Origin of the sequence: Streptomyces sp. SLBN-8D4 (assembly GCF_049739545.1) — a bacterium.
GTDB lineage: Bacteria > Actinomycetota > Actinomycetes > Streptomycetales > Streptomycetaceae > Streptomyces > Streptomyces canus_C.
The window spans coordinates 47,421-59,726 of the sequence record NZ_JBMGQC010000002.1; the positions used below are offsets into that span (position 1 = coordinate 47,421).

Genomic DNA, 12,306 nt, shown 5'->3' on the forward strand with positions numbered 1-12,306 from the left:
GGGGAGCCGCAATAGGCCCCCACCACGCCGCTCTGTGGCCGTGTTCGTTGCTCCGGGATCAGCGGTCTCACGATCCCCGAGCCGAGGAACCAGCAGGCCAACCGCCACCGCAGCGAGGGCGGTCGGCCCGTCGGTTTCGACAAGACGATCTACAAGCGCAGGAACGAAGTTGAGCGAACGGTCAACGCGCTGAAGAACTCCCAGGCCGTGGCCACGAGATTCGACAAGCGCGCCTATGCCTTCCACGGCGCCGTCACCGTGGCTTCGATCCGCCTTTGGTTCAAGCCGTGATCACTTGGCCTTCGTGACAAGATCTGTGCGTGACGAGGTTGTTCCTGACGGTCGGCCTACCCGGGGCCGGAAAGACCACGAGAGCTCGGCAGCTGGCCAAGGAGCACAACGCGCTGCGGCTGACGCCGGATGAGTGGATGCTCCCGCTGTTCGGCGATCCCGAACAGGCCGGGAAGCGCGATGTACTGGAAGGACGGCTGCTCTGGCTGGGCCTGGAGGCACTGAAGCTGGGAACGAACGTGGTCCTCGATTTCGGATGCTGGTCTCGTGACGAGAGATCCGCGATCCGCTGGTTGGTGACGGCTGTGGGCGCGTCCTGTCAGCTCGTGTACGTGCCGGTGGACCAGGAGACCCAACGTGCTCGGATCGCCCATCGCCAGTCGACCACCCCTGATCAGACCTTCGTGATGCACGAGACGGAGCTCCTGCACTGGAGGGCGCTGTTCGAGGAGCCCGACGCCACGGAACTCAATGGACATGAGCTAGGAGGTCCGCCTCCTGGGTGGCCCGGATGGCTGGAGTGGGCCGCCGACCGGTGGCCATCGCTCGCGTGACCGTCTGGCCAACCTTGGTCCTAGGAGGAAGCGAGCCGCCACCCCCGCTCCGACCGACGACTACTGATCAACGAGCTCTCCGATAAGGCACACAGGCGATCTCTCCGGCACACGCATGTGTGGCCCCGACTGGATTTCGGTCAGGGCCACAGTCGTACCTGCGAGGGCGAAGGGCGGTCGCCTACGCGGCGAAAGTGACCTGTCGCAACGATGGTTGAGTGATTCACACCGAACATCGAGTGCGGGCCGCCTCACAGGTCACGCCGGAATGTCATGCCGTGTCACAGTCCAGAACCGAAGGTGACGATCGTCCGCCCGCTGCTGAGCGGGCTAGTAACCATACGTCGCATGAAACCATCACGGACCCGCCGGCCAGGCGCCCTCTATGCAGTCCTGCAGCTCGCGGCCGTGGTGCTGGCGCTGTGGCTGTCCAAGCACTTCCAAGTGGCGCGACTGTCCACCACACTCATTGCGCTGGCAGTGGGTACGCCGGCCGCCTGCCTGGCCTGGTTCGCCTACCGCGACGACCGCCGCGAGGCGGCAGCGGACATCGACGCGAAGGTGAAGACGCTGGCCGCCGTCGTGGCCACGGCCGAGACCCGGCAGCGCGCCCAACTGATCGGGCCCGGCGCCCATCGCATCGACGTGACCTTCCACCAGTGCACCGAGCCCGCCAATAATGCGAGCGGCGCCGCAACTAACGGCCGCCTCACCGACATCGTGTCCTACTACCAGAACCTGCGCCCCGCCCGCCTGGCCATCACCGGCGAGCCGGGCGCCGGCAAGACCCTGCTCGCCCTGGACCTCGTCCTCGGACTGCTGACCCTCCCAGGCCGCGCCGACACCGACCCCGTCCCGGTCCGTTTCTCCCTGGCTGACTGGAGCACCGACCAACCCCTTCAGGAATGGCTCGCCCACCGGGTCCACCAGCAGTTCCGGGACCAGGGCATCACCCTCGCCGACGCAACCACGCTGGTGGACAGATACCGCGTCCTGCCGATCCTGGATGGCCTGGACGAGATGGACACCGACGCCACCCCGGTCGGCCGTCGCCGTGCCGCGCGCGCCTTGGAGCAGCTCAATGTCTACCAGGGCCCCTCCGGCAACGCCCCAGTCGTCCTCACCTGCCGCACCACCCAGTACCAGGACCTGGCCAGCCTGGACCTGCGGATACGTGAGGCCGCCCGCATCCAGCTCGACGACGTCACCCCCAGCCAGGCCACCGCGTATCTCACCGCCCGCAGCACCAGCCCGGACCGCTGGCAGCCGGTCATCGACACGCTCACGACCGCGCCCAGCGGGACCCTGGCCCGCTCCCTGGCCACCCCCTGGCGCCTCAACCTGGCCGCCACCGCCTACGAAGAACGCCGCGCCGACACTCTGGCCTACCTCCGCGAACCCGACCACCTGCTCACCCTGGCCTCCCCCAGCGCGGTCCGCGACCACCTCCTCGCCCGCTACGTTCCCGCAGCCGCCCACCAGCACCCCACCCACCGCTACCGCCCCGACCAGACCCACCACTGGCTCGCCGCTCTCGCCGCCCACCTCACCACCACCACATCGGCATCCACCGCAAGCGGCACCGACATCGTCCTCCACCAGCTGTGGCCCATGGCCGGTCCCCGCCGCGTCCGCACCGCCGACACCCTGCTCGCCGTCTTCCTCGCTGTCGCCTTGACTCCCCTGCTCCTGTCCGAGGTCCCGCCTGGCTTCTCACCCCGCCAACTGTGCGGCGCCTTAGTGGTCGTGCTATTTGTCCTGGGAACCATCTGGCAGGCCAGTCGCCCTTTCGCCCCAATGCCTCAAGGGGTCCAGCTTCAGCTGCGCAGCAGAGGCCCAAACCGCCAGACCGCCCGGACTATCGCAAGATGGCTCGCGTTCGGGCTCGCAGCAGGGCTCGCGTTAGGGCTCGCGTCCGCGCTCGTGTTCGGATTCGGACTCATAAAAGGGCTCGCGGCCGGGCTCGCGTTCGGGCTCTACGGCGGGGCCATGATAGGGATTGTGGACGGGCTCATGCCCGCGATTCAAGATCGCCTGAGCTACGCTCCGCCAACAGACCCCCGTCATCCAGTGCGGGATGATCTCACGGTCGGGCTCATCGCCGGGCTGGGCGTCGGGCTCCTAGCCGGGATCGCGGTCGGGCCCGCAGGCGAGTCCGTAGGCGAGTCCGTAGGCGTGTTCTGGGTTACGTCGGGGTTGGCGGCCTGGCTGTACGGGTTCTCTGGGGCTGGCCGCCGCTACCTGGTTTTCCTGCTCTGCATCCGGAGTCGACTGCCCTCGCAGCTCGGCACCTTCCTGAATTGGGCCTACGAGGCAGGACTCCTGCGGATCTCCGGCGTGGCCTACCAGTTCCGCCACCGGGAACTCCAGGACTGGCTCATCGCACACCCCACCCCCGAACAACCACCCGACCGGCTGTCGTAGCTCCACCACGCTTTCTTCCTGCTCCACCACAAGGCAATTCACCTGCGAGAACGATCGCTGGCTTGGGGCCGGTGACACGCTTCTTACCTGCAACCTGACATGAGTCGGGGTCCGCCGCACTCGCCCGTTTCGCCGATCAGTACAACGCTCTGACCAGCGCGCTTAACCATCGGGGAGAAAGTAAGCCAGTGCCCGACCTTCGGTGAGAATCGCTCAGCCTTGGTTGCGAGGGGTCAGAAAGGCCCTGCGGAGCTTCAGCCGAACGATCGCCCCCGCAGGGGCACCGACGGAACTCCATGACCTGGTCTGATACGCCTTCACATCGGTGCAGATCCCACGGCAGCCGCAGACTGATTCCTCTGTCCTACCGCAGATGGGGCCTGAGCAAGAGCATCCTGGGCCTGGCTGGTTGTCTTGGCTGCTTCGATTGCGCGCTGTTCCGCCGTGGTCAGCGCGGTCTCGGCTGCCTGCGCGGCCCCATCTAGCGCGCCAGCGTCCAGTTCACACAGGCACAGAGCGCAGGCGCCCTCAGGGACGACCCGGCCGGTCAGCGACCGTGCACAGGAAGGGCAGTGCGGCACAGGGTCGGTGTCCGGCTGCTTTTGAGCACTCCGGAGGGCTCGCTGGGCCGAAAAGACGGCGCTCTGGGCGCTCTTCTCCTCTTCTCGGGCCCTGGAGTGTGCTTGCTCCAGGGCGGCGACACGCTGGCGCAGCGGATCGGCGAACGTGGTCGCGGCCCGCATGCGTCCCTTGAGTTCCTCCAGGGCTGTCAGTGTGTCCCGCTCTTCTCTCCGGGTGCGGATCAGCTCCTCTTCCAGTTCCGCAGAGCTCCCGGTCAGGAACTCGCTGATGGTTTCGGTGCGGCGTTTGAACTGGCTCACGGTCTGGGCCAGGTCGTCACGGCGGGCGGTCAGCACCCGCATCTCCGCATCGATGAGTCCGAGCACGAGCTCGACGACCGTCTTGTAGGACTGCGCGGTATTGGCCTGTCCCCGGACGGCCTCCGTGCCGTCGACCATGTCCTGGGAGAGGTGGTTCAAGGCGTAGAGCTGGGCGAAGGTAAGCCGAGCTCCGCTGCCCAGGAGTGCGACGGCGGTCGGTGGGGCGAACAGCTCGGACAGGCCCAGCAGGTCCAGCAGCACCTCCCCCACGACGCGTCGACCGGTGTCCGGTTGTGCAGTGACGTCGAGGTGCTCTTCGACTTTTCCGTCGTGGGGGCTGATCAGTTCGACGGTCCCGGCGTGCCGGCGCGCTCTCCTGTGCTTCGCCGGGGTTCAGCGCAGTGGTGTGCCGGCGGTGTGGTGCACCTTGCTGGACCTCACACCGCTGCGGGGACGGGCAGGGCGCTGGGCGCGATGTTTATGGGTGGTGCCGGGGATCCGTCGGGATGGTCGTGGATCCAGGACAGGCCGCCGATGTCGAGTCGGGTGCGGGTGCGGGTGACGGCGACGTAGGCGAGGCGCGCCTCACTGTCGTCGATGGGGCCGGGCACAGCACGGCCGGTGTCATCGCACTGATCGCTGTCTTTGGGCGGGGTGAAGTCATCGGCGATCTTCACCTGGGCCCATTCCCGTCCCTTGGCCTTGTGGGCGGTCGAGACGGTGACTTCGGCCTGGGGTTCGGGGACGAGCTGAGCGACGGCGGCCAGGATGGCGTCCGTGCCGTGGGTGTCGACGAGGTCGACGAACGGCCGCAGGTCGCGTCCTGCCGGGTCATGGGTGGCGTAGTCCTGCAGTTCGCCCCAGGCGGGAAAGAGGACCAGTTCCGGGTGGGTGGTGCGGCGTCCTTCCTTCAAATCCCGGGCGGCCAGGGCTAGAGCGCGCAGGCTGTCTCCTCCCCCGACCAGTCCGACGCGGTGTCCGGCGGCCATCAGCTCCATGGCTTGGGCCATGGCGCCGACGTTGGTGCGGCACAGCACCGCGTCGGGCTGGGCGACGGGGCCGAGTTCGGTGGGCACTGCGGGGGTGCCGGTCAGCCGGATCGGGGCATCGGCGATGGCCAGCCAGCGGTTGGCCTCGTCGGCCAGGAGCGGGCCGAAGCGGAAGGACTGTGACAGGGCCAGCCGGGTGCCGTCGAAGCCCGCCATGACGTCCCGGGCGCCGCGCCAGTGGTAGATGGCCTGGGCGGAGTCGCCGACCATCACCAGCTGGGCGTGGCGGCGTTGGGCGAGGAAGATCTGTTCGACGACGGGGTTGGTGTCCTGGGCTTCGTCCAGCAGGAGGAAGTCGGCGTCGATCGTCGGCTTCGTGAGGGCCCAGATCTTGAGGTAGTGGTCGTGGTCGAAGCGCACCGTGCCGTCGTCCGGGTGCTGCAGGTCGGCCCAGGCTTTCCGGGCGAACGGCACGATGTGGGAGGCGAGTTGGGTGCGCAGGTCCGGGTCGTCCAGGCCTCGCAGGTGCGGGACGTGGTGGCGGGTGATCGTGTCGTCGGCGGTGTGGCAGAAGCGGGACAGGGTGCGCAGGGTTGCGTAGGAGAGGGTCTTCGGGGAGAGGTCACGTTCGCCGATGCGGATGGGTTTGGTGATGCCGAGGGCCTGCCCGGTCTGCCAGGCCGGGCGGCGAGGTGCGTTCAGGCGGCGGGCGTAGCGGTGGCCTACGGCGGCGTAGGCGAGGGCGTGGGCGGTCTTGCACCAGACGGTGTTGGGGAAGCGGGTTGCCGCGTCCTGGGCGATGGTCCGGTTGTAGGCCAGGTAGCGGCCGCGGCGTGTGGTGGTGCGGGCGAGGAGTTCCAGGGTGGTGGTCTTGCCGGTGCCGGCGCCGGCCTGCAAAGACACGTGGTCACCGGTGTGGAAGGCGTCGGCTGCGGCAGCCTGTTCGTCGGTCGCTTTCACGGTTGTGGTGCTCCGGGGTGGCGGCTGAGGGCACGTCCGAGGGCCGTCAGCAGGTGAGCGGAGGTGGTGTGGGCGAGGAGTTCGCGTACGGCCCGGTCGAGGCGGTCGGCCTCGGCACTGTCATGCCGGGCAAGGGCGCGCTCCAGGGCCTGCTTCAGGAAGCGGCCGGGAGACTGCCTCGCCTGGCCGGCGGAGTTGCGGAGGGCGGCATGGACGGCGGGCGGGAAGGCGACGTTGAGCAGGATCTGCCCGGTCGCGTCCGGGTAGTGGGTGGTGATCACGTCGACGGGTAGATGCGCGCCGAGCCGATGACGCAGACGATGGGCGGCCCGGCCCGGGGTTTTGGCGCGTACCAGGGCCATCAGGCGGGTGGCGTCATGGTTGGCCGCGAGCGGCAGCAGGCCGGCAGCGGTATGGAGTTCCGCCGGGGTGAGGGACCGGGTGAGAGTGATCTCCAGAGCGTGGTGGGGCACGGTCATGCCTCTTCCGGGCCGGCCTGGTCGTGCGGGAGGCGGGCGCGGATGTGCTGCACATGCAGGAGAGGGTCAAAGACCTGCCATCCAGTCAGGGCGAGATCGGGCGCACCGGGGGCCGCGGCGTGCAGGGGGCAGCGCTGACTGCGCCAGCGCAGTTGTTCGGCGTGGGTCAGACGACTGAGGTCGTAGACAGCCATCAGCGCAGCAAGCGGGGCCCGTTGGGTGTGGTGCGGGTCGGCGGGCAGCAACCTCCAGCGGCCTGCGGGAGCGTGCGGGGTGAGCACGCGCTGGGCGCAGCGGCGGCGCCGTCGGGTCTGGGCCACACACCCGATCTGTTCGAGCGGTCGGTCGGCGAGGTAGCGGCCCAGCAACAGCTGCACGACGGGCAGGGCGGGGCGCCTCGCGGGGTGTCTCCGGTGGGCGGATGGTGTGCAGACGGCCCCGGGCGGGTGCGGTGGGACGAAGGCGCCGGTGTCGACCAGCCGACGGGAGCGCACGGCGAGTTGGCGGCGCAGTTCCTCAAGGTACGGGCTGAGCCGGGTGAGGGCGATGCGACGGGGGCACAGCACGGCGTGCGGGATGCGGCACCAGGCGCTGCCGTCCTCGTGCGGGTGAGCGATCCCGCAGCTCAAGTGCCATCGGCAGGGGGCAGGAGTGTGGGTGACGGCCAGCTCTCGTGGGTGCAGGGCAACGAACCGCAGATCGGCGCGCCGGTAGACATCAATGCGGTTGCCGCATCGGTGGCAGCAGCTGCTGTGGCCGGTGCGCAGGAGCCGACTAGGGCTGGTTGTGGCCGTCCGCAGTGGGCGGCGGGGGGCGCCGTCCCAGTGGCGGCCGAGGGGGGCAGGGTTGGAGCACATGGCGGGACCGTGCCAGGCCGTGCGCCGTGAGTACGGTGCGGCGGCGGGGCCGGTCCCCCGAGTGGCCGAGCCATACCGAACACACACTCGACCGCCCGCTTACGTGTTTGATGCCCATTCGCCGGTCCGGGTGATTTGCGCACAGTGTGCGGCCGGGTCAGGAGTCCTTCGACCCGGCCGGGGTGTGGTCCTCGCAGAGTGTGCCCAGCAGCTCTTCGATCGAGACGTCGAGAGCGTGGGCAAGGGCGTGCCAGGTGGTGATGGTGCCGGCGGCACGGCCGTGTTCGAGGTCGATGAGGGTGCGCCTGGCCAGGCCGCTGCGTTCGGCGAGTTCATCGAAGGTCCACCCACGCTCGCCCCTCAACCGTGCGAGCGTGACGCGCAGCGCAGCGAGGTCGGGGTCGGGCGGCAAGATCGTCACCCATCCATCCGACGGTGCAGAACCCTGCCCTGTCAGTGCAGACTTCTGCACTATCTGGCGGAGCGAGAGTGATATTCGGCGGTGCAGGTTTCTGCACTACGGTGCGGGTGCCCCAGACCCATGCCGGACGGGGGCATCCGCCCCTGCAGCACCGACAGACGGGAGGCAACAGGCTGATGAGGCTGGCTGGCGCACACGCCGCGGTGCGGCGCATCTGGATGGTGGAACTGCGCCCGCGCCCGGGCGGGCCCAGTCTCGTCTGTGTCCACTGCACCGCCCGCACTCCTCCCCTGCAGGCCTCCTCCGCACGGTCCGCCGTCCTGGCGCATCTGGCCTGCCACGCCCGTGCCGACGTGCTGCCGGGACATCTGCGCACGTGCCAGTGCCGGGTGCAGGGGTGCTGCTGGCATGCACGCCACCGCGGCTGCGCGGGGCCGGTACTGCTCGCCCTGACCCGCGACAGGGGAGGCCGTGCCTGGCGGCTCGCGGACACGTGTGCGGCCTGCGCCGCGGCGACGAACCACACCGCCGTCGTCCCGGACACCCTGCTCGGCCCGCGTCGGCCCCACGCCGCGAACCGACCGTCGGCCGCCTCTTCGGCCTCTACCGTCCATGAGCAATTGCGGGTGCGGGAGATGCTCACCTACCTTGCCGCAGCGCTCCCCCAGTTCACCTCCCCCGCGGCCCGTCTCCTGGCCCTGCAGTGCGCCCTGCGCGCCAATAGCCGGGGCCATGTCCGGCTGCCGACCGGACTGCTGCGCGGTATGCGCCTGCACGGCCGCCGGGAGCTGTGGGAGGAACTGGCCCACGCCCACTGGCTGGAGCTGCCCGCTCCCAGGCCGGCCCCGCTGACGGTCCAGCTGCTCGACCCCGGGGTCCTGGATCAGGCGCCGGATCGCAGGGCCCGCCACCGGGCCGCCCACTGGGCGACGCGTCCCAGGCCCCTGGCGCTGCCCGCGCCTGCCCCGTCAGCCCTGCGTCTGACCGCACTGGTGCTGGCTGCGCAGACCTGTGAACAGGCCCTGCACAGCGCCGACCTGGAGGTCCTGGCCCGGCTGTGCGGGCACTCTAGCCACCAGACCGAGGAACTCCTGGACCGTCTGGTGACCGCCCGCACCCTGGCCTCCTGGCGCCACCACCGGGAGACCGGCGAGGTCGTCTGGCGCCTGCCCCTCAGCTGACCGCCCGCAACATCCCGCACCCCAGCTCGGCCGGGTCAGGTAGCCCTCTCATGAGGCCCTCTGAGAGGGAAAGACACCACTCAACAGGAACAAGCAGCTCCCTTACTACGTACTCTCTACGCCAGGACCTGACATTGCAGTTCGTCACGCACATCCGCTCTGGCGCCAACACGGCGTCACCGTGACCGCTCTTGCGCTGCTTTTCGCTCCGCAGCCGCGAACCAAGGAAAGGCGAGCATCATGACGGAGACCACGTTCGCGAGTACCGAACTCACTTCGCAGTACACCGCCCAGGTGGAGAGCGACCTCGAACGCAACGCCAAGGAACAGGAGCGCCTCGGGGCGGAAATCACCGCGCTGCAAGACCAGTTGTCCGCCCTGCAGCATGACCACACCGTTTTGGTAAACATCCGAAAGGCACTCGGCCCTGCGGTCGCACCCGCTCAGTCCACGCCGTCGCCTGAGAACACTGCGGTCCCTGCGCCCCGGCGCAAGGCGTCCGCCAAGCCCACAACGGGCAAGCAAGGCCGCGCGAAGGCGACCGGTGCCAAGCAAGCCAGCAAAACGGCCAAGGCCGCGCCGAAGACTGCGACCCCCAAGACGCCGAAGTCCACCCTCGTGGAGCTCATCCGCGGCCACCTCACCAAGCAGAGCGAACCGCGCTCCGCAGCGGAGATCACCACCACGCTCGGCCAGGCCCACCCCGACCGTGACATCAAGACCACCGTCGTACGCACCACACTCGAAGGACTCGTGGCCAAGAGCCAGGCCCAGCGCACCAAGCAGGGCTCGTCGGTCTTCTACACCGCCGCAGACGCTCCCGCGCACCCCGAAGCATCCACGGACGAAACACAGCCCGCCCAGTCCGACCGCTAAAACCTCCGTTGCCGCTCGGGAAGGTACGCTCCCCGAGCTCGCCCACAGGTCTTGGACATGGCTCTGGCACGGATTTCGCCGGAAGCTTGAGGCCGCCGCCCCATCGTCCAGCCGGGGCTTCGGCGGCAGCAGCGACAAGTCGCCCGATGCCGTCTGCCGTCGCTTGCGGGCCCGCCGGTCCGCATTGCAAGCCCGCACGCCCGCTCTGGGCGACAAGCCGCAGTGCGCGGCGTTTGCGCAGTACGACCGGGAAGGACACGGTGCGGAATGAACGCGCCAGCAGGTGTAAGCCCCTACGACCGGCGGGGGCGGAACCGTGCTCGAGCATCATTTCGGCGCCGTGCTGCTTTCGCATCTCCTCACCAAGACACCTGTGCCCGGGCTGGGGGATCATGTCACGCCGGTCGAGGTTCGCTTCCAGGCCCGCGCGGTGGCAGCGGTGGACGATTACCTCGTGGCAGGCCGTGCGGGCAATGGTGCTGTGCACCACCTGTCGATCGCCGTGCGCCGTCGCCCTCGACTCTCTGCCAGGGACATCTCATCTGTTGAGCTGATGCGGTCCTTCCTGACCACTCTTCAGCAGCAGTGGGCGTATCTCCATGCAGGCCGTTGGCATTTGGCCCTGGCGGTGGCCGCGCCTTTCCCCCGGGCTGGATCGCTGCAGGCTTTGACGACGGCTGCCGCGGCTGCTGGAAGCGCCAGTGTGTTCCGAAGCCGTGTAATCGAGCCAGGTCGGCTGAACAAATCAGCTCACCGCGCGCTCTCGGACCTTCAGGCTCTGATCGCGGCCGCCGTGGGCAGCGGTGCTCCTGATTCGGCGGTCACCCCCGAAGTTCTGGCGTGGCGGCTTCTGGCACATCTGTCCGTTCTGGAGCTTCGCCTGGAGGGTGTCCGGCCCGTCGACCGGACTGCAGCGGTGGAACGTCTGCAGCCGATGGGCCGCCCAGCAGGGGGCAGCCGACGGCGATGCTCTCTTCTCCCGGCTGAGGGAGTGCGCGAATGACTACGCTCCCGCTGGGGCGACCGTGACCCGGGAATCCTTGTGTCGAGCCCTGCGCGACGCACTGTCCGTCCGCGACGAGGCGCCGATCGCGGCCCCAGCACTACCTGGTCCTCGTCGGAGACGGGCCGCGGCTTCGACGCTTACTCGTCTCGTGTGGTCGCGCTCGAGCCGTTTGCGGCCGCATGCCCGCCAACCAGTAGTCCACGACGGCACGCTGCTGACCGTGGACGGACACATCCTGTATGCCTTCGATGCCGCTTCTGGCGAGCCGCTGTGGCAGCCCAAGTCGATGGGCTACGACAATCAGCCTCCGGTGGACGGCACGATCGTGTTCACCTCGGCGATGGGCAACATCCTGCGCCCTCGCGACATCCGCTCCGGCAAGGAGGTCGGCCCCCGCATCGACCAGTGCGCGGCGGGACAGGCGGTCTGCGACCGCGGGACTCTCTACGTGCCCGATCTGCACGGCATCTTGCAGATGTACGACACGGCTTCGGGGCGACACCTGTGGAGCTGGCCCCTAAAGCCGCACGCGTCAGGTTTCCTCGAGACTCCGCGTGTCGCCGGTGACTCCGTGTTCGTCACGTGGTCCGGCAGCAGCGCATCCAGGCCGTGGACACTGCAAGCCCTCGATACCGAGGCTCGACGCCCACGCTGGACTGAACCGATCCGCCTTGCCTCTCCGCAGTACTGGCTGGCCAGCCCCGACAGGGTGCACGTGATAGGTACCGAACCGGGCGAAGAAAAGACCTGGTTGCGCACATACGACGTGCACGACGGAGCGTTGCTGCGGCGCCAGCAACTCCCCGGCCCGCTCGCGGGCAAGCCCACGGCGTCACCCAAGACGCTTCACCTGGCCCACCAGGACGGCCGCGTCTCTTCCTGGAATGCCCTGACCGGCGAACACCGCTGGACGGGTCGAAGTATCCAAAGCTCTTCGCGCCCGCCCGGTCACGGCGGGCGAGATGGTGCTCGTTGCATCCTGGGACCCGGGCCGTCTCTTCGCGCTGGACGATGCCACGGGGACAACAGTGTGGGACGCGCCTGCCCGGCCGACGGCCTCCTTCGAGGCGCCCGCCTACGTTGCGGGCAATGCCGCCTGGGCGGTAAGCCGCGCGGGAGTGCTCCAGGGCTGGGATCTGCAAACCCATCGCCGCCTCCCGGATATCGACGTGGAGTTGTTGTGGGATCCTGCCCGGCAGGGCATGCCCCGGCTGTGGGGCGGCGTCCTTACATCGCCACCAAGAACGGCAGCCTCCACGCGATCCGCCTTGAGGAGGATTCCGTGTAACTACGGCCGCTGACAGGCGCGTTACCGACGCCATCGGGTCCGGGCGCCGACGCAGTTTTCTTCCCATTGGTAGGGGGCAGCCGTCACCAGCTCCAAGGT

11 protein-coding genes and 1 pseudogene are annotated in these 12,306 nt (G+C 68.8%); 7 read left to right on the forward strand and 5 right to left on the reverse strand.

All coding sequences use genetic code 11. From position 1 onward, the window contains the following. Positions 1-69: 69 nt before the first annotated feature. From RKD20_RS47065 to RKD20_RS47075, 3 genes and pseudogenes are all read left to right on the forward strand, one after another. Positions 70-291: pseudogene (locus tag RKD20_RS47065) on the forward strand (IS5/IS1182 family transposase); the annotation flags it as partial. A 29-nt stretch (positions 292-320) separates the two neighbouring features. Then, positions 321-845, forward strand: a complete 525-nt coding sequence (locus tag RKD20_RS47070) for an AAA family ATPase (protein ID WP_424883550.1) — start codon at positions 321-323, stop codon at positions 843-845. A gap of 348 nt (positions 846-1,193) precedes the next feature. Beyond that, on the forward strand, positions 1,194-3,269 hold the full coding sequence (locus RKD20_RS47075) for an NACHT domain-containing protein (RefSeq protein ID WP_424883551.1): 2,076 nt from the start codon (positions 1,194-1,196) through the stop codon (positions 3,267-3,269). Positions 3,270-3,586: 317 nt separating this feature from the next. Here the strand turns inward: RKD20_RS47075 and RKD20_RS47080 are convergent, their stop codons facing one another. The 5 genes from RKD20_RS47080 to RKD20_RS47100 form a co-directional block, all read right to left on the reverse strand. Next, entirely contained in the window at positions 3,587-4,411 is an 825-nt protein-coding gene (locus tag RKD20_RS47080; RefSeq protein WP_424883552.1) for a hypothetical protein, read from the reverse strand. 176 nt (positions 4,412-4,587) lie between these two features. Beyond that, positions 4,588-6,099 carry a UvrD-helicase domain-containing protein gene (locus RKD20_RS47085; protein WP_424883553.1) on the reverse strand — a complete coding sequence of 504 codons (1,512 nt, stop codon included), beginning with the start codon at positions 6,097-6,099 and terminating at the stop codon, positions 4,588-4,590. Further along, a complete protein-coding gene (locus RKD20_RS47090) occupies positions 6,096-6,578 on the reverse strand; it encodes a hypothetical protein (protein ID WP_424883554.1) in 483 nt (160 codons plus the stop codon). Before RKD20_RS47090 ends, RKD20_RS47085 begins: the two co-directional genes overlap by 4 nt. After that, positions 6,575-7,435, reverse strand: coding sequence for a DUF6083 domain-containing protein (locus tag RKD20_RS47095; RefSeq protein ID WP_424883555.1), 861 nt, complete (start codon positions 7,433-7,435; stop codon positions 6,575-6,577). The genes RKD20_RS47090 and RKD20_RS47095 overlap by 4 nt, the downstream gene beginning before the upstream one ends. A gap of 157 nt (positions 7,436-7,592) precedes the next feature. Next, entirely contained in the window at positions 7,593-7,856 is a 264-nt protein-coding gene (locus RKD20_RS47100) for a helix-turn-helix transcriptional regulator (protein WP_424883556.1), read from the reverse strand. A 176-nt stretch (positions 7,857-8,032) separates the two neighbouring features. Here RKD20_RS47100 and RKD20_RS47105 point away from each other — a divergent pair, with 176 nt between their 5' ends. The 4 genes from RKD20_RS47105 (at position 8,033) to RKD20_RS47120 (ending at position 12,207) form a co-directional block, all read left to right on the forward strand. Beyond that, the gene (locus RKD20_RS47105) at positions 8,033-9,037 is read left to right on the forward strand and encodes a hypothetical protein (protein ID WP_424883557.1); all 1,005 of its coding nucleotides are present in this window, start codon (positions 8,033-8,035) and stop codon (positions 9,035-9,037) included. Positions 9,038-9,277: 240 nt separating this feature from the next. Next, positions 9,278-9,913, forward strand: coding sequence for a hypothetical protein (locus RKD20_RS47110; protein ID WP_424883558.1), 636 nt, complete (start codon positions 9,278-9,280; stop codon positions 9,911-9,913). 316 nt (positions 9,914-10,229) lie between these two features. After that, entirely contained in the window at positions 10,230-10,916 is a 687-nt protein-coding gene (locus tag RKD20_RS47115) for a hypothetical protein (protein WP_424883559.1), read from the forward strand. 151 nt (positions 10,917-11,067) lie between these two features. Beyond that, a complete protein-coding gene (locus tag RKD20_RS47120; protein WP_424883560.1) occupies positions 11,068-12,207 on the forward strand; it encodes a PQQ-binding-like beta-propeller repeat protein in 1,140 nt (379 codons plus the stop codon). Positions 12,208-12,306: the final 99 nt, after the last annotated feature.

Excerpts from the sequence above, each read along its gene's own strand:
- RKD20_RS47090 (WP_424883554.1), bottom strand. The coding sequence starts at position 6,578 with ATGACCGTGCCCCACCACGCTCTGGAGATCACTCTCACCCGGTCCCTC.
- RKD20_RS47105 (WP_424883557.1), top strand. The coding sequence starts at position 8,033 with ATGAGGCTGGCTGGCGCACACGCCGCGGTGCGGCGCATCTGGATGGTG.
- RKD20_RS47075 (WP_424883551.1), top strand. The coding sequence starts at position 1,194 with ATGAAACCATCACGGACCCGCCGGCCAGGCGCCCTCTATGCAGTCCTG.
- RKD20_RS47110 (WP_424883558.1), top strand. The coding sequence starts at position 9,278 with ATGACGGAGACCACGTTCGCGAGTACCGAACTCACTTCGCAGTACACC.
- RKD20_RS47095 (WP_424883555.1), bottom strand. The coding sequence starts at position 7,435 with ATGTGCTCCAACCCTGCCCCCCTCGGCCGCCACTGGGACGGCGCCCCC.